The following is a 16,557-nucleotide window of genomic DNA, read 5'->3' as shown; positions in this document are numbered from 1 at the left end:
TCAACCCTGAGGAAGTCCGCACGCACAACCGGCCCCAAAACCTGCTCACCGGCGGTTCCCCGCGCGTGCGAAATTCGTGCAGAACCCGTCTGGAAGCCGTCCCCGGTCAAGAAATCATCGGCGGCGCCGTTTTCGCCTTCGTGCTGGCCAGGACGATCCCGGTGACCACGCACGCCAGTGCGATTCCGTGCGCGATAGTCGGACGCTCGCCGAGAAACACGATGCCGTAGAGCGCCGCCGCGATCGGCAAGAGGCCGGAAAATACGCCGGCGAGACTGCCATCGACGTGCCGGATGCCTTTCATCCACAGCCAGAACGAGAAGATGCTCGCCGATAACCCGTACCAAAGCACGAGGCTCCAGACACTCAGGCTGACGCTGCTGTAATTGAAGCTGACGAGCGCGGAAAACCCGAACGGCAGCATCAGCAGGAAGCCGAAGAAATGCGTGTAGGCGCAGATATCGATGGCGGGAAGCGTCTGCGTCAGGCGTCGCGACAGGATCACGTAGAACGACTCGCAACACACCGCGCCGAGCACCATCAGGTTGCCAAGTACCGAGCTATCCTGCGGTCCGCTGCCCGATCCGTGGCCGCCCGTTCCTTGCGCGACGTTGATCACGACCACGCCGACAATGGCAAGCGCAATGGAAATCAACGCACGCCCGTTCGGGCGTTCTTTCAGGAAGAACCACGAGAACAAGGCGACCACTGCTGGAATCGTACTGGTGATCACGCCGGCCGCGACGACGCTCGTGCGCTGCACGCCGTTGAGCATCAGCAGCGTGAACATGAAGGTGCCGAAGAACGCCTGCTGGATCAGGTTGGCCCACTCGTCGCGCTTGACCAGCCGGATCTTCGCGGGACGCAACAACGGCCAGAGCACCGCCATCGCAATGACAAAGCGCAGCAGCGCGAACAGCGGGACCGGAATGAAAGCGACCACCGACTTGCCGACGCCGACATTGCTGCCCGCCAGCAGCATGGCTGCGATGAGATAGAGCGCGTAACGATTCAAGCTGGAATCCGGACGGCGAGTTCAGTTAACATGGCGTGGCGCGTCATGGACCGCGCGCAACGCGGGACGGAAGTAAGCAGCACGTGAGCGCAAAGCGCATCATTGTATTGATGCGTTGAAACGGTCGCATAGTATAAGTGCGGGTGCGTACGTGTATACCCCGTGGCTTTCGGGGCGATCGCGTAAGTAGCGGGTAAGGCGCGCGGCTTATCTTCGTCCCATCGTCACATAAAGCCTGGCGCGCCCATGCTGCGCTGCATCGAACAGGCAACGCACAGAGGCAGGAGACGCGGCAGGTCGCATGACAAATATGAATGCGCCTGCCGTCCACGCCTAAAGACATGGCGGCTTCGGAGCTTGGGCTCCGGTGTCGCGGTTATCAGATTCACCATCAAAGAAGGGGTTGTCGATGTCTGCGATTGAATCCGTACTCCAGGAACGCCGTATTTTCCCGCCCTCGGCCAAAGCAACGGCCGGCGCAACGATTTCCGGCATGGACGCGTACAAGGCTTTGACGTCTGAAGCCGAACGCGATTACGAAGGTTTCTGGGCGCGGCTCGCGCGCGAAACGCTTAGCTGGCACAAGCCGTTCACAACTGTCCTCGACGAATCGAATCCGCCGTTCTACAAGTGGTTCGAAGACGGCGAAATCAACGCGTCGTATAACTGCATCGACCGTCATGTGGAAGCCGGCAACGGCGCGAAGAACGCGATCATCTTCGAAGCCGACGACGGCACCGTCGTGAACGTCACGTATCAGGATCTTTTGCAGCGCGTCTGCCGCTTTGCCAATGCGCTGAAGAAGCGCGGCGTGAAGAAGGGCGATCGGGTGGTGATCTACATGCCGATGTCTATCGAAGGCGTGGTCGCCATGCAAGCCTGCGCGCGGATCGGCGCGACGCACTCGGTCGTGTTCGGCGGGTTCTCATCGAAGTCGCTCAACGAACGGCTGGTGGACGTGGGCGCGGTCGCACTCATTACGTCGGATGAACAAATGCGCGGCGGCAAGGCCCTGCCGCTGAAGAGCATCGCCGATGAAGCTATCGCAGCCGGCGGATGCGAGGCGGTCAAGAGCGTGATTGTGTACAAGCGCACGGGTGGCAAGACGCAATGGCATGAAGGCCGTGATCTCTGGATGCACGAGCTGGTCGAGCATGAATCCGATCAGTGCGAGCCGGAATGGGTCAGCGCCGAACATCCGCTGTTCATCTTGTACACGTCCGGTTCCACGGGCAAGCCGAAGGGCGTTCAGCACAGCACCGGCGGCTTTTTGCTGTGGGCCGCGCAGACCATGAAGTGGACCTTCGACGCCAGGCCCGACGACGTGTTCTGGTGTACCGCCGACATCGGCTGGATCACGGGGCATAGCTACATCGCGTATGGTCCGACTGCTATTGGCGCGACCCAGGTCGTGTTCGAGGGCGTGCCCACGTACCCGCATGCCGGGCGCTTCTGGGACATGATCGCGAAGCACAAGGTCACGATTTTCTATACCGCGCCGACCGCTATCCGTTCACTCATCAAGATGGCCGAAGCCGATGCAAAAGTGCATCCGAAGAGCTTCGATCTGTCGTCGCTGCGCATTCTCGGTACGGTCGGCGAGCCGATCAATCCGGAAGCGTGGATGTGGTATCACGAGAACGCGGGCGGCGGCGTGTGTCCTATCGTCGATACATGGTGGCAGACAGAAACTGGCGGCCACATGATCACGCCGCTGCCGGGCGCGACGCCGCTTGTGCCGGGTTCCTGCACGCTGCCGTTGCCCGGCATCATGGCTGCTGTCGTCGATGAAACCGGCCAGGACGTGCCGAACGGGCAGGGCGGGATCCTCGTCATCAAGCGGCCGTGGCCGTCGGCGTTGCGCAACGTGTGGGGTGATCCGGACCGCTACAAGAAGAGCTACTTCCCTGAGGAACTCGGCGGCAAGCTGTACCTCGCGGGCGATGGCGCCGTGCGCGACAAGGACACGGGTTACTTCACGATCATGGGCCGGATCGATGACGTGCTGAACGTGTCGGGGCATCGGTTGGGGACCATGGAGATCGAGTCGGCGCTGGTGTCGAATCCGATCGTGGCGGAAGCGGCCGTGGTCGGCCGTCCCGACGATACGACCGGCGAAGCGGTGTGCGCGTTCGTCGTGCTGAAGCGTTCGCGGCCTGAGGGCGATGAAGCCAAGCAGATCGCCAATGAACTGCGGGCGTGGGTCGCAAAAGAGATCGGTCCGATCGCGAAACCGAAGGACATTCGTTTCGGCGAGAATCTTCCCAAGACCCGTTCAGGCAAGATCATGAGGCGGTTGTTGCGTTCGCTGGCGAAGGGCGAGGAGATCACGCAGGACATCTCGACGCTCGAGAATCCCGCGATCCTCGATCAACTTGGCGAAGCGCGTTGAATTTGCTTTAGTATCATCTGGCTTGAAAGAACGGCTCCCTGTTTCAGGGAGCCGTTTTTGTATCCTGGGCCGGCATACGATGTCGATCCCGATTGCTGCTTCCTGACGCATTTGGTAGATAAGCACATGTCCTCGATTCCACCGCCTGCTTCGAGTCCCGCCGAACCACCGCCCGTCACGGAGGCGATGGCGCAAGCGCATCGGTTCTACTGGCGAACGAATCTTGCGGTGATATCGGTGCTGATGCTGATCGGATTCGTGGTCTCGTTTGGCATTCCGCTCATGGCGACGCGGCTCGCTCACGTGCGTTTCGCGGGTTTTCCGCTGCCGTTCTACTTTGGCGCCCAGGGCGCGATCCTGGTGTATGTCGCGTTGATCGTGGTGTATATCGTGCTGATGCAATTCGCCGATGCCCGTTTGCAACGGACCCTTGCCGTCGCTAAGTCCGAGCCATGAAGCGCCGATGAAGCTTACCCATCGACTCATCCGCGCCTACGCGCTTTACACGCTCGGCTTCTTCCTGTTCATCTACGTGATGGCGCGGATCGAGCGCGTGACCGGGCCGGGCATGTGGATCGGCTATGTGTTTTTGTTCGTGCCGATAGCCGTCTATGCCGTCATCGGCTTGTTGTCGCGGACGTCGGATCTGGTCGAGTATTACGTAGCCGGGCGGCGCGTGCCGTCCGCGTTCAACGGCATGGCCACGGCGGCGGACTGGTTATCGGCGGCGTCGTTTATCGGGCTGGCCGGGTCCATCTATGCAACCGGTTACGACGGTCTTGCGTACATGATGGGCTGGACCGGCGGGTATTGTCTCGTTGCGTTCCTGCTCGCGCCCTACGTCCGCAAGCTTGCTCGATACACCATTCCCGACTTCCTCGGCACGCGCTTTTCAAGCAACCTCGTGCGCGGGATTGCGGCGTTCGCGGCCATCCTGTGCTCGTTCGTTTATCTCGTCGCGCAGATCCAGGGCATCGGGCTGATTGCATCGCGGTTTATCGGTATCGACTTTGCTATCGGGATCTTCTGCGGGCTTGCGGGTATTCTCGTGTGCTCGTTTCTTGGCGGCATGCGCGCGGTCACGTGGACGCAGGTCGCGCAGTACATCATCCTGATCAGCGCCATGCTGATTCCCGTCTCGATGATCGCCCATCGCGAAGGGCTCGGCTGGTTGCCGCAGCTTTCGTATGGACGGTTGCTGGAGCGTGTGGAAGTGCTTGAACGGGAGGTGGAACGCTCGCCCGAAGAAGCCAGGGTTCGCGACGATTACCAGCGTCAGGCGCAGCAGATCCAGACGCAGATCGATGAATTGCCCACGTCGTTTCATACCGGCCAGGCTCGGCTGATGGAGGAGATCGCGGGTCTGCGTCGGCATAACGGGCCGTTGCGCGATATTAACGAGCGGGAACGTGAACTGGCGTCGTTCCCGAAGACACCCGCGGAGGCGCACGTTCAATGGACCCGCGCCCGCGATGCGATGCTCGAACGCGCTGCGCCGCCGGTGCCAATGGCTGAAGCGTTCCCCCCATCCGACGATGAAAACGCGCGGCTGCACAGGCGGAATTTCTTGTCGTTGCTGCTGTGTTTGTCGCTGGGAACGGCGAGCTTGCCGCATATTTTGACGCGCTATAACACGACTACATCTGTGGCTTCCGCGCGGCGCTCGGTCGGCTGGACGCTGTTTTTTGTCGCGCTGTTTTATGTGACCGTGCCGGTGCTCGCGGTGCTGATCAAGTACGAGATGCTGACGGGAATCGTCGGGCACAAGTTCGCTGATCTTCCTACCTGGGTCATGCAATGGCGCAAGGTCGAGCCGTATCTGATTCGTATCGGCGATGTGAACGGTGATGGCATCGTGCGCTGGTCCGGAATTCAGATGCAGCCGGATATGGTGGTGCTCGCCGCGCCGGAGATTGCGGGGCTGCCGTATGTGATGTCGGGATTGATTGCGGCGGGGGCGTTGGCCGCGGCGCTTTCTACCGCCGATGGCTTGCTATTGACGATTGCGAATGCGCTTTCGCACGACGTCTATTACTGCATGGTCGACAAGACGGCGAGCAGTCAGCGAAGGGTGACGATATCGAAGATATTGTTGCTGGGGGTGGCGTTGTTTGCTTCTTATGTGGCTTCGCTGAATACCGGGAATATCTTGTTCTTGGTGGGGGCGGCGTTTTCGTTGGCGGCGTCGAGTTTGTTTCCGGTGTTGGTGCTGGGCGTGTTCTGGAAGCGGACGACGAAGCTCGGGGCGGTCGCGGGGATGCTGGCGGGGTTGAGCGTGTGCGTCTATTACATCGTGTCGACGTACCCGTATTTCACGCAGATGACGGGGTGGTCGGGCGCGCGGTGGTTTGGGATCGAGTCGATCAGTTCGGGCGTGTTTGGGGTGCCGGCGGGGTTTGTCGTGGCGGTGGTGGTAAGTCTTTTCGATCGGAAACCGGACGCGTATACGAGGGCGTTGGTGGATTATATTCGGCATCCGTGAGGCGATGGTTTTGCAGTTTTGGCCGTACCGGACAACAAAAAACCCGCGTCGGCACAAGGCGCGATGCGGGTTTTGGGGATGCTTGACAATGTGATACGTATTCTGGCGGAGAGACGGGGATTCGAACCCCGTCACTATGCTCAGTCGAATACCTTCTGCGCGGGTAGGCTGTCGAAATGTAGGCTTTTCATTTTTTCGCGTGCAGGCGGAACGCAGTTTGCGATACTGTATATCCATACAGCTTTCGCGATGCGCCATCATGCCTTTCAAAGTCGATGATTTCGAACCCGTCTCCAACGGGGACCTGAGGGAACTCTGGCGGATGTGCCCCGATCCGACCCTTCGTCGACTAATCCTCGAAGTGGTGCGCTACCGGCGCGTGCTCGATAAGGCGCACGCCGAGGCGCTGGAAATCCACTACGGGCTCCAGGCGGATAACCGTGGGAGGATAGTTGGGTCGGCGAAATCGCTACTGGATCGACTGCAGGATGAGAAGAAGCGTCTTGGATCCCAAGGCGGCATCATGATCCAGTTACGGACCGATTCCCAATACACCGGCCAACCGTGGGACCGCGGGCCGTCCCGCTGATGTGAGCGCTTACAAGAGCGTTTCTGTACCGTCAGCCTTAGGCTTGCGTGGGCGCGGCGGGATCGGGGCCGGTGCAGATGTCATCTCGTCGGCAGGAAAGAGATTTAGGAACGATCGCGCTTCGTCGGTCGAGCGGCATCCAAGCCAGTCCTCGTATTGCTCGGGCCACAGGACGACCACTGATCGCTTCTCGGCCCCCGGCTTGTGGAAGCGATGCATGAGTGGATGCTGCTCCGCGTTGACGGTCAGCATCGTGAACGACAGCGCCGCGCCTTCAGGTTCAGCCCACGTACGCCATAGGCCCGCGATGGCAAGCGGTGCGCCTGATTCCAGGCCGATACGCCAGCGCACCGCCGACCCGGTCTCGTAGGATGGCTCGTAGAAACTGCGGCAAGGGATTAGGCAAAGCTGTAACTTCTTCCACGCTGCGGAAAAGCTGCGCTTCTCACCGACCGACTCGGCGCGAGCGTTCATTGTGTCGAACAACTTTACTCCGGCCGGGATGTGCTTCCGCGGAACCATGCCAAACGTGGCGGGGTCGGTCAGATGTTCGTCGGCACTTTTCCTGAGGATCGGCGCGAGGTAATCTTTCCATGTCTCGATCGGATAATCGAAATTAGGTCTTGGAAATTGCGAGAACGCCTCGAAATCGATCTCTGCGGTTGGATCGTAGTTTGCGCACATGGGTCACCTCCAAGGACCATGATAGCGCGGAGTCTGAGCCCTTTCGGGAGAGCAGCCATGAACACGACAGACCTTCCTGCTGCGACGCTGGATTGCTGGGTCGAGCGAGCCGAGTTGCTACGCCTAAATCCCGGTGCATCCGTGGCTGACGTCGCCAACCTTACTCATTGCCAAAAGTTTACAACCGATGTGGACCTGGCGCGGCCGATCATCGAACGAGAAAAGATCAAAGTGGATCAGGCCGGCGATCCCTTTCGTGGAGCGATATTTTTGGCATATCGCCCCGCTGCCCAGGCAGTGTCGATTCTCGATGCCGGTCGCGTATGGCCGGAAGACACCGCGCTCGACGCGGCGATGCTCTGCTATGTGGTTTCGGTCTTCGGAGATGAGGTTGAAGGCAAGCTGTTGTGGGATGACGGTACGGTCCGCCACCCATATGAACTTGATTAGACCGATGCCGACGCAGCCATTTTAGTGAGCGCGCCGGATGTCGCTGTGTATCCATTTTCGTATAGCCGTTCGCGAGTAGCGCGCCCCATCTTGCGATCAAGCGAGCTCGCGAAGGAGGTGTCGACCTGGATGACTCGCGCACCCTTCAGCTTTCCCAGTTCAATGTGTGCGTCTTCGGTCGACTGGATCATCAGATCGATCAAGTGTGGCACGATCTTATTCAGACTGTGATGCCCCGGCGCGAACGGCTCGCATTGCGATGTCAATTCCACGCCCAGGCGGGGGATTGAGTCGACCTCCAACAAGTCCACTGGGAGATTCACCACGAGACCGCCATCCATGAGCACCGCGTTATTGATCAACACCGGCGCGAACACAATCGGGATCGATGCGGACGCGCGGCCGGCAAGCGCAACAGGGATGCCAGGAGTCAACTCCCGGTCGAACCGATAGGGCACTTCGCTTGATACGTCCGACGCCATAATGGTCAGGTCAATTTCCAGATCCGCGAACGTCTTTCCGCCAGTCTGCGCGGTCATGAACTTCAGCAGTGCATTTCCCGAGCAGTAGCCCTTACCCGTCAGAATAGACCACAGCGAGACAGCCATCAGCGGCGCCCAATCCATTTCCATAATCAACTGGTGGAGGGCGGGCGCCTTCATGCTGCACGCATAAAGCGCCGCACACAGAGCGCCGCCGGACGTACCGGCGAGCTCGACAATCTCGAAGCCGGCATCCTCGATCGCAGCAAGAGCCCCGACGTGCGCGGGGGCCTTCGTGCCCGATCCGCTCAAGGCGACGCGGATCGGCCGGCTCATTGCAGTGCTACCAGGGTGCCGCTCGCCGGCGCGACAGGAACCGCAGGCGCTGAAGCTGCGCTTGCTCCAGATGCGGCCGCCGCAGCCTGCGAGTTCTGCACGATGTCGGTCACGGTATCGACGGCGAGTTGCGCTAATCCGATCGCGCCTTGGATCTGAGCTTTTTTCGCATCCGCCAGCACGGTCGCCGGCGCCGCATTGACTACCGCGCTGGCGGCTGGGAATGCAGTGTTTGCGAACTGAGATACCGATGCCACCGAAACGGTCGCGCCGGCAGCGCAGAATTCATCGACGACCGGTTGAGCCAGCGAGACTTTCGCCAACACAGTAGCTGGAATCGTCAGGGAGAATGTCGGTGCGAGCGCCAAAGCTTGCTGAACGGGCGGGCATGCGATCGCGAAGAATTGCACCGGCGTGAGTTTGACGGTCGGAACAGTATCGCAGGCGGAAAAGGCGAACGTGACGAAGCCCACTGCAAGCAGTGAAAAGAAGCGTTTCATGATTTTTCCTGTCGGAGAGAGGGATTACTTCGGGGCGAATTGCGCGGCGGTGATAGCCGCGCTGGTTACGGCAGCGGAAACATCGGATGCAGCGATGGCGGCCGCCGCGATCGGCGCGGCCGCGTTGACGCCGGTCTCGGCAAAGCGGATTACGTAGACACCATTCGATTCGGTCGCGAAGAAGTTGACAGTCGCGATGTTCTTCGAGTTCGTCACGACGGCTTTGCAGCAGATCACCTGCTTAGCGCCGGCGTCATAGAACGGCTGCACGCTGTAGGTCGCGCAGCCGGCCAGAAAAGCCGCTGCGAGAAGCAAAAGTCCGATGCGATTCATTGGATCCTCAAAATTTCCAAGTTGCGCCGACCTTGGTGCTCACGCCCGCGTCCGTTTTATTGACGGCAACGGACAGTCGGGTTGAGGGCGGCAGTTCGGCATACAGCACGCAACAGCCGGCATCGTTCTGCTTGTCGAAGGTCGGCAGAACCTGGACGTGTTCGACTACCGTGCAGCCGGTCAGCAGCGACACGGCAAGGGCAGTGCGAATCATTGGATGATCGACGATGCCGCCGGCGTGACAGGTGCCGCGGCGACCGTTTTAGCGGCAGTCCGCGCAGCGAGAATGTTGTACACAGCGTGCACGCCGGTAACCAGGCCGGCGGCGACCAAGAAGGGAATATCCGGCGGCACCGGTCGCGGAAAACCGCTCATCGCCCACTGGATCAGCGGGACTAGTGTGGCTGCGGTCACGGTGACGCCACCGGTGACGACGCTTGATGTCTTGTTCATTTGTGCTCCAGGGAGGGAAGCTCGTCGGCGGTAAAAATGAAACCCGTTTTGCGGGGGTAACCCTGAAAAACGAAAGTTGGAAACGAGCGATGGTGGATGCCGTGCGTCGGCGAGCGGTGGAACTTCATGTGCAGCGGAAGCATGTTCTGCGGCGAGTCCACGAAGGTCTCAGGCTTGGCCGGATCAAAGGCGCTCCAATCGAAGCCGAGCGCCGCGGTCAGCTTGCAGATCTTCCACACAGCCGATTGCTCGACAGGGAAGGTCTCGCCAGTGGGCTGATCGGTCAGGAGGTCGAGCACCGGTACCTCGGTGATCTCGCCGAGCGCGATCGATTTAACGATCACCCAATCGATCGCGTCTGCATCGGCCCATTCGACCCATAGATGGTGGTATTCGGGCGAAGGCTGACCGCTCACTGCGCAGCGCAAGCCGGCTTTCTTTCCCGCGGCCTCCGTGTGGCGAAAGATCGATGAGGCCGTGCGAGGCGCGTGGTCTGGGTAGTACTCCATTTCGATGTCGGTTACCTTGACGAGGTGCTCATGCGGAACAACCGTGTTTTTTTCAGTCATGGCCGTAAACGAAAGAAGCCGCCCGAAGGCGGCCTGGTGGTGAGGTGGGTCTTGACGGCTTACGAAGTAGTGGGTATTGAGTCGCCAGTCTGATAAACCGTGTACGTCGCCCCATCGCATACAACGGCGATAGCGTCAGCGGGAATTGGCGTTGAAGGCGATTGCACGCCGCTTACTGGATCGGTCACTGCGGGGATAGTGATCATGGGTTCAGGATTTCCACGGTGTAGGCTTCAAGCGTCAAGGTGTCAGCAATCGTCGCCAATGTTCCGGTGATAAGCAGGGTTTGCGCTTGGGTTGTGTCGATCGTGGCTGTCTGAACGACCGCTCCGGATGATCCGTAGTCACTGGCCGCGGTGGGCGCTGAACTAACTTGGCTATTAGTTACACCACGGTTGCGGACGATCGTCTGCATCTGATTCGACAAAGACGTGGTCAGCGCTTTATTGCTAAAGGCAATGCCCCCAAAGTATGTTTTCGCGGTTTTGGTATCGGCGTTGTTCGGATAGCTCCAAAGCGTGGTTACTCGCAACGAACCATTGGCCTTGAGCGCGCCCGCCGGAATCACAATGGACGCCAGGGTCGTTTCCACGGCCGTTCCCGTCACGCTGGCCGGGACTGCGGATTGGGCGAGAACGCCGGGCGATTTCAGTCCGGCTATGCCAGCTCCGGCGAGTGCATTCCCGCGCGCTGGATATCCGCACAGCGCTAGAAATCTCATGAATGCGCCGAGAGTCATTGCTTCACCCACGCGCTTTCGCTAGTCAAGTTCGAGCCGGTATAAGTGTAGGTTTTGACCCAAGTGTTTGTTCCGTTCGTGCACGTGTCAGTCAACACGTTTCCGGAAGTGTTGTAGGTATAGGCATGTGGAAGCGCGTCGGTGTCAAAGCGACCCGCTGGGTCGCCCCATACGATAGTCATCGCAAATCCAAGTTGTAAAAGAGTGGTGGGGCGGCCTGCCAAGGGGAAAGGCCATCGAAACGCGCTACGGGAAACGCGGGCTTATACCCGCCGATCTGCCGAGGACCGAGCGCGCAGCGTCGGCCATGCAAGCAGACGAACGAGACTCGCGAAAAATAAATCTCGAATAATCTTCGTTTAATCGCCTTTTAATTTCCAATTAACGTGCTTATAATCCGGTCTCGCCACGCGTGTGGCGTGCCACCAAGGAGGCCGCCATGGCTAAAATTACTGTCGCAGAGTTTGAGAAAAAGGTTCTGGCAATGGAGGAAATTGTCGTCATCGTGCGCGCCCCTGCTGGAGCCCAGGTCGATGACTACGCCTACAAGCGCAAGGCGACCGATGGAGACAGCGTCACCGACTGGCTAGAACGCCGCATCAAACCGCTTGTTGGAGACCATCAGGTTGCCATCGTGGACGGCGCATACGCTCAGCAGCCTCATGGGCGCACCAAACTGGGAACCCTTCGAAACGGATACTCGGATTAACTTCCTGCTCGATCTCAAGCGCTTAAGGTTGTGCGTCTTGATGATCGAGCTAATCTTCACGCCATATCAAAGATCGACTGGATCCCCGCAGGCAGCATGTTGAATGGACCGGATGTGTCGTTAGGCGACCGCGCCACCGTTCAGGATGTACGCCGCGCGCAGCATGTCGAACGTGTTCGTCGGCTGACCGTACTTCGCGCCGGCAAGCGAGGCCCAGATGTTGTTGCACTTCGCGACGGCGCCGGCGAAGTTTCCTTTTTGCAGCAACCCGATCGCGCCGCATTCCTTGATGTGCTGGAGACAAACCAGGTCCTGCGACACAAAGCCGAAGTCGGGCAGCTTCAGCAGATCGCGATAGTGCGGCCAGTCCTTCAGCATCTGCTGGTAGCGGCCCGCCGCATTCGACGTCAACCCGACGTGATTAATCACGATGCTGCTGCGGCCGCCCTCAAATGGATGGCAACTCATATCGTCGAACCGGTGCCGCCCGTCGAGGCCGGTGACGATGATGTCGTAGCCGTCGCATTGCGTGATCGGGGACGTGCTCGTGCCTTCTGACACGGCAATCATGTCCATAAAGGCGCACACGTTTAGACCGCCGGCTTGATCCGCGGTAATGGTTGGCATATCAGTTTCCAGTGAGGTGGCGGAGAGCCTGCAACGTTTCGCCCTGGTCGTTCAAGCGACGCTCATGGACAGCCATCATCGTGTTGTCGGAGATAACCGTTTGAAGGGTCCAGCCGATCATTCCGATCATCAGTGCCTGGAAAAAACCGAGGACGATCACACCGCCGTGAATTTTCGAGCGCAGGCTCGTCAACTGCTCTTTCGTGCTGTTGATGTCCTCCCACTGCTTGATGTCGTTGCTGCTGTAGCGGTCGAGATAGGTGCCGAACTGCTTCTGCAGCTCCCCAAGCGCCTGGCCCTGCAACCTCGTTTCCGTGCTCAGTTCGATGAGCTGTTTGAGTTGCTCCTTTATCTCTGCGGAATCCGTGCGGGATTCGTGTATCTGGCGCTGCAGGTCTTCGTTGGTGACGGTCATTAGATGGTCGTCCATGCATACCAGGCGTAAAAAAAGCCGCCCTAAGGCGGCCGGCTACTCAGTTGCGCAGGGTTAAGCGATTGTCGACGTCGCGCTCGGAAGCGTCGTCGATGCACCCGCGATGACCGACTTGAGCTCATAGACGTAGTCGCGAATCGCTGCGGCGAAGTTCGTAAAGTTGGCCTGCGTGAACGAGTGGAATGCGCCGGTCGCGTCTGCGTAGTTGAACACGGTAGCACCACCTGGGAAGCCCTTCCCCGCATTGATGCTCGTCTCGATAGCGATGATATCCATCTGGCTCAATTGATCGATGGCATACGTGCCGTTGAGCGCAGGCGTTGCTGTGCTGGCGATGGTCAGGCCCGATGCCAACGCGGTGACCGCTGTAGCGCCTGGGGAGACTGGCGCGGTGTAGGGAACCCACGTAACGCCCTTGTCTGGCGTGCTCACGGTGCCAGGGATTTCGTTGAAAGCCTCTGGAACCTCAACGAGCGTGTCCCCGTTGTTGGCTTCCATATAACCCCAGGCAACCAGAACGCCGTTTGCGTCAATAAATGCATTCATGTTATTCCCCTCCATTTGCGACGCTATAGCCACCGACTGTTATGTTTGTAGACGGCAAGGTACTTGAACCCAGTGCCTGCCATAGATAGTTGAAACTTTGCGAAAGATTCGGCAGGCGTTTTGTCTGGCCTGAAATGGCCGTATTAGTACTTATGCCGCCGCCGCCTTGCAGTCCAGAAACAAGCGTGTAGGCTGTACCACCATCGGCCGAGATTAACAGCGTCCCACTATAAGCACCGCCTGACGTAGACGTTACCTGCAAGTTGGTAATGCTCAACTCAAACATCGGCGACCATTGGATAGGAGGGACTTGCGTCACACACGAGACAGGTGTTGATACTGTCGCGCCCCCGCCCGAAACAACTGCTTGCTGAGATTGATATGCAAACCAAGACCCACGGAAATAGCCAAGCGCGAGGACTGAACTAGCGTTGAGGTACACCGTGCCGATATAAGCCCACGACGTGAAGCCGTTAGGCAAAGCAGGTCCGACGGAGGGTGTTGCCGTGCTCGCGATCGTCGCTAGCGTTGACGTGGATGGATTCCAGATGAAATAAAAGTATATCCACTGGGATGCCGTGAAGGCCGCCGCTTGATCTCGTCCATTAGCGACTGGACCGGCCAATGCGACATTGTTGGTGATCGTGTCGGTGTTGGTCACAACGACGGTAGCACCGGTCGTAGGGTTGCGCAGCGTGACGCTCAGTGCGCTGAAATCGAACTGGGTGGCTGGCGCGGCCGCATTGTTCTTTCCTACCAAACCTGAGACGCGAGCGCCGCCTGACGTCATTGCACGAATTGCCAGCAACACCTGGTTGTATGCCGTCTTGCTTGGGGTCAAGCCGGCCGCAGTCACCACGTTGATGAGCTCCAACATCAACATGTTCATATAGTCGGAATCGAGAATCGTCGCGGGCGTGCCTGCCGCAGGGTTGCCACCAGTGAAGAAGCCCGGTGTTCCGGCGGTGGCCGGCGTTGGCAGTGAGGTAGCGGCGGTAGGCTGATCGGTTTGGAACATTACGTTGCCTCAATGCGGGGAATTTTTGGCAAGAAAAAAGCCCACACGCTGTGGGCTCAGAAATAAAAAGCCGCGCTCGGTGGCGGGGCTGGGTGGCGCTGAGATCTATTTCTTCGTCAATAAAGCGGATACCAGGTCGCATTTGCGACCCGACATATGTTCGCGTGCCCCGCGCCGGCCGCTAACGTCGTCGGTGCATTCGAAACCGATCCCGCCGTTGCATTCACAGTCAGAGCTGTGATTTGCTGCGAAGACGAATAGCGTGCGATTGAGCCGTCATAACCAGCCTGACAAGAGGGGAGAGTAACAGTGAGCGCAGATAGAGTGCCGGCAGGATTAATGACCGCGGTCTCGGTCCCGGTTGCCAGCGTTACAGTCGCCCCGGTCGTGGGTGTGCTGTACGTATAGCTCGCATCGATTTCTTGCTTGGCATGAGAGACGGGAGACGTGAACGCAAACGTTCCTCCCGAGCACATCTCCCACACAAAATTATTCGCGACTGTGTCGTATGCGAAAAAGCAGTTAGTGCTATTCAGCTTCCCAATCTGCCATTTATTAGCGCCGCCATCGTTCAGCGAAAGAACGCTCTCCTGTCCACCGGCATTGTCAATCGTGACAGATCCGGTGCCAGAAGGAGATTTACTCATAATCCCTGCGTTGACCTGGAACTGATGCGCAGATCCGCTATCGCTCAGAACAAAGTTCCCGCTAGCCTGAACCTGCGTAGACCATGCCTGTACGGTCGAAGTCGAATCGTAATAGTTATATGTGATCGGCTGGCTTGCGATGCTCGTCCCGCTAGCACTTAGAGCCCCCGCATGGAAAGCCGTGTTAGCGACCCCGTCTTGCGTTACGAATCCATATGTCCATTTCGCAATCGTAGGGTCCTGCACCGATAATGACCCAATGGTGAATCCTACCGCCGCCGCTGGCTGAACCAGTGAACTCCCTGTAAGAGTCGGACCTTGGACGTTGGTGTACGGAGACGTAACGTCGATATCGTATTCAGCGACATTTAGCTGTACTCCTGTATATGCTGAAATCGCATAAGTTGAGTTATCGGACAGAATGCCATTCTGAGTCCAACATGCCCCGTTGTTTACCGCACACGTCTGGACGCTGAAGTAGTTCACTCCATTGCCGGAGTTGGCAACGCCAGTTGAGGGGTTCTTGTTGACGATATAGCTGCTGACAGCGTTTGATCCCGTGACCGTCGTGCCGGCCGGGATCGTGATTGTAGATTGCAGGCCATCATAGGCTGTGCAGCCGGCGCATAGGCCGGTGTAGATAGCCTGCCCTGTCGTCGAGCTGTTTGACAGGATCTTCGTGAGCGCGCCCCCGGCAATGATGGGGCTCGTGATAGATCCAGTGACACCAAGACCAGGCACGCTCAAAGGCCCGCTCAACGCTCCTCCGGATAATGGCAGCACAGCCTCAAACGCAGAGTTGAGTTGCGCAGCGCCCAAGACCTGGCCGGGCGTGAACGTGAACTGAGCGCTTGCCGAAACTGCGGCGATGGCAAAAACGATTGCCACTGCGATTTTGTTGAGGATTTTTATCATGAAAGCGTCGACTGATTTAGAACGAAATCGGAGTCGAGAAGCCCCGGATTCGCAATGATTAGAATGGTGTGTGCTGGCTTGATCTCGTTCATCTCGCACACGAGCACTCCGTTTCCCCAACTGGCAAGCGCCTCTCCCATGCCCGATTGTCCCATTGAGAAGTAAGTGACCGTCACAGGCGGTGCATTTATTTCCCATGTGAACGCCCAATCCACGGTGCCAAGAGCCGCACCCATGCCCTGCTGACCAATCCGAAACGGAGTGAACTGGGTTACGGTCACCGCGTAGCCCAACGTCTCGGCGTATTGAGTGAAGTACGGTATCGACTGTCCGCCCGAGCTCGTTAAACGCGCCACGACCTGCCGCTGCCGGCCCTGTAACGTCGGTGATTCTCCAGCACACGGATCGGGTAGCCCGAGCGTCGATTCCCATTCAGACAGCAGGTCAACAGCAGTCGCTGGAAATGCATCGATGAGCAGATTGTTTGCCGCGGCATTCAACCGTTCGAAGACCGACGTGAAGCCCGAGAGGAACTTCGTCTGCTGCGCATCCGGATCGCGAGGCCAGACTCGGCCACGTGGAAGGTGCGTCTGCAGGGCACGCAGATAGTCTGCAGCGCTATAGTTCGGAGCGGGCAT

Annotated in this window: 21 protein-coding genes; 6 read left to right on the top strand and 15 right to left on the bottom strand. The window is 58.7% G+C overall.

Annotation, left to right across the window (positions count from 1 at the left end; genetic code table 11):
• Nucleotides 1–106: 106 nt before the first annotated feature.
• Nucleotides 107–1,015: a DMT family transporter gene (locus HB376_RS02640; protein WP_213761842.1), complete on the bottom strand. Its 909-nt coding sequence runs from the start codon at nucleotides 1,013–1,015 to the stop codon at nucleotides 107–109.
• Nucleotides 1,016–1,424: 409 nt separating this feature from the next.
• Between HB376_RS02640 and acs the strand changes: the two genes are divergently transcribed.
• The 4 genes from acs (at nucleotide 1,425) to HB376_RS02620 (ending at nucleotide 6,478) form a co-directional block, all read left to right on the top strand.
• Nucleotides 1,425–3,407 (top strand): acetate--CoA ligase, encoded by a 1,983-nt coding sequence (gene acs, locus HB376_RS02635; RefSeq protein WP_213761841.1) that lies wholly within the window; start codon nucleotides 1,425–1,427, stop codon nucleotides 3,405–3,407.
• A 126-nt stretch (nucleotides 3,408–3,533) separates the two neighbouring features.
• Nucleotides 3,534–3,863, top strand: coding sequence for a DUF4212 domain-containing protein (locus tag HB376_RS02630; RefSeq protein WP_255631112.1), 330 nt, complete (start codon nucleotides 3,534–3,536; stop codon nucleotides 3,861–3,863).
• Nucleotides 3,864–3,870: 7 nt separating this feature from the next.
• A complete protein-coding gene (locus HB376_RS02625; RefSeq protein ID WP_213761840.1) occupies nucleotides 3,871–5,889 on the top strand; it encodes a sodium:solute symporter family protein in 2,019 nt (672 codons plus the stop codon).
• Nucleotides 5,890–6,148: 259 nt separating this feature from the next.
• Nucleotides 6,149–6,478, top strand: coding sequence for a hypothetical protein (locus HB376_RS02620; RefSeq protein ID WP_213761839.1), 330 nt, complete (start codon nucleotides 6,149–6,151; stop codon nucleotides 6,476–6,478).
• A 9-nt stretch (nucleotides 6,479–6,487) separates the two neighbouring features.
• Here HB376_RS02620 and HB376_RS02615 read toward each other — a convergent pair whose 3' ends face one another.
• A complete protein-coding gene (locus tag HB376_RS02615) occupies nucleotides 6,488–7,162 on the bottom strand; it encodes an SOS response-associated peptidase family protein (RefSeq protein ID WP_213761838.1) in 675 nt (224 codons plus the stop codon).
• Nucleotides 7,163–7,219: 57 nt separating this feature from the next.
• Between HB376_RS02615 and HB376_RS02610 the strand changes: the two genes are divergently transcribed.
• Nucleotides 7,220–7,612 (top strand): phage protein NinX family protein, encoded by a 393-nt coding sequence (locus HB376_RS02610; protein ID WP_213761837.1) that lies wholly within the window; start codon nucleotides 7,220–7,222, stop codon nucleotides 7,610–7,612.
• Here the strand turns inward: HB376_RS02610 and HB376_RS02605 are convergent.
• The 7 genes from HB376_RS02605 to HB376_RS02575 form a co-directional block, all read right to left on the bottom strand.
• Entirely contained in the window at nucleotides 7,609–8,430 is an 822-nt protein-coding gene (locus tag HB376_RS02605) for a patatin-like phospholipase family protein (protein ID WP_213761836.1), read from the bottom strand. The genes HB376_RS02610 and HB376_RS02605 overlap by 4 nt on opposite strands.
• Nucleotides 8,427–8,930 (bottom strand): hypothetical protein, encoded by a 504-nt coding sequence (locus tag HB376_RS02600; protein ID WP_213761835.1) that lies wholly within the window; start codon nucleotides 8,928–8,930, stop codon nucleotides 8,427–8,429. Before HB376_RS02600 ends, HB376_RS02605 begins: the two co-directional genes overlap by 4 nt.
• A gap of 24 nt (nucleotides 8,931–8,954) precedes the next feature.
• A complete protein-coding gene (locus HB376_RS02595; protein WP_213761834.1) occupies nucleotides 8,955–9,263 on the bottom strand; it encodes a hypothetical protein in 309 nt (102 codons plus the stop codon).
• Nucleotides 9,264–9,270: 7 nt separating this feature from the next.
• Nucleotides 9,271–9,477 (bottom strand): hypothetical protein, encoded by a 207-nt coding sequence (locus HB376_RS02590; RefSeq protein WP_213761833.1) that lies wholly within the window; start codon nucleotides 9,475–9,477, stop codon nucleotides 9,271–9,273.
• A complete protein-coding gene (locus tag HB376_RS02585) occupies nucleotides 9,474–9,716 on the bottom strand; it encodes a hypothetical protein (RefSeq protein ID WP_213761832.1) in 243 nt (80 codons plus the stop codon). The genes HB376_RS02590 and HB376_RS02585 overlap by 4 nt, the downstream gene beginning before the upstream one ends.
• Complete coding sequence (locus HB376_RS02580; protein WP_255631111.1) at nucleotides 9,713–10,405, bottom strand: hypothetical protein; 693 nt, start codon at nucleotides 10,403–10,405, stop codon at nucleotides 9,713–9,715. The genes HB376_RS02585 and HB376_RS02580 overlap by 4 nt, the downstream gene beginning before the upstream one ends.
• A gap of 82 nt (nucleotides 10,406–10,487) precedes the next feature.
• Entirely contained in the window at nucleotides 10,488–10,877 is a 390-nt protein-coding gene (locus HB376_RS02575) for a hypothetical protein (RefSeq protein ID WP_213761831.1), read from the bottom strand.
• A gap of 586 nt (nucleotides 10,878–11,463) precedes the next feature.
• Here HB376_RS02575 and HB376_RS02570 point away from each other — a divergent pair.
• Complete coding sequence (locus HB376_RS02570; protein ID WP_213761830.1) at nucleotides 11,464–11,733, top strand: hypothetical protein; 270 nt, start codon at nucleotides 11,464–11,466, stop codon at nucleotides 11,731–11,733.
• 120 nt (nucleotides 11,734–11,853) lie between these two features.
• Here the strand turns inward: HB376_RS02570 and HB376_RS02565 are convergent, their stop codons facing one another.
• The 6 genes from HB376_RS02565 to HB376_RS02540 all read right to left on the bottom strand — a co-directional run bounded on the left by HB376_RS02565 (nucleotide 11,854) and on the right by HB376_RS02540 (nucleotide 16,557).
• On the bottom strand, nucleotides 11,854–12,360 hold the full coding sequence (locus tag HB376_RS02565; protein ID WP_213761829.1) for a glycoside hydrolase family 104 protein: 507 nt from the start codon (nucleotides 12,358–12,360) through the stop codon (nucleotides 11,854–11,856).
• Between the two features lies 1 nt (nucleotide 12,361).
• A complete protein-coding gene (locus tag HB376_RS02560; RefSeq protein ID WP_213761828.1) occupies nucleotides 12,362–12,775 on the bottom strand; it encodes a hypothetical protein in 414 nt (137 codons plus the stop codon).
• 72 nt (nucleotides 12,776–12,847) lie between these two features.
• Nucleotides 12,848–13,339, bottom strand: a complete 492-nt coding sequence (locus HB376_RS02555) for a hypothetical protein (protein ID WP_213761827.1) — start codon at nucleotides 13,337–13,339, stop codon at nucleotides 12,848–12,850.
• A gap of 1 nt (nucleotide 13,340) precedes the next feature.
• A complete protein-coding gene (locus HB376_RS02550) occupies nucleotides 13,341–14,357 on the bottom strand; it encodes a hypothetical protein (RefSeq protein ID WP_213761826.1) in 1,017 nt (338 codons plus the stop codon).
• Nucleotides 14,358–14,473: 116 nt separating this feature from the next.
• A complete protein-coding gene (locus HB376_RS02545) occupies nucleotides 14,474–15,919 on the bottom strand; it encodes a hypothetical protein (RefSeq protein ID WP_213761911.1) in 1,446 nt (481 codons plus the stop codon).
• Nucleotides 15,916–16,557, bottom strand: a complete 642-nt coding sequence (locus tag HB376_RS02540) for a putative phage tail protein (protein WP_213761825.1) — start codon at nucleotides 16,555–16,557, stop codon at nucleotides 15,916–15,918. Before HB376_RS02540 ends, HB376_RS02545 begins: the two co-directional genes overlap by 4 nt.

This window comes from Caballeronia sp. dw_19, from assembly GCF_018449515.1.
Taxonomy (GTDB): Bacteria; Pseudomonadota; Gammaproteobacteria; order Burkholderiales; family Burkholderiaceae; genus Caballeronia.
The sequence above is the reverse complement of the archived record's forward strand: the minus strand, read 5'-3'. Positions and strand labels throughout refer to the sequence as shown.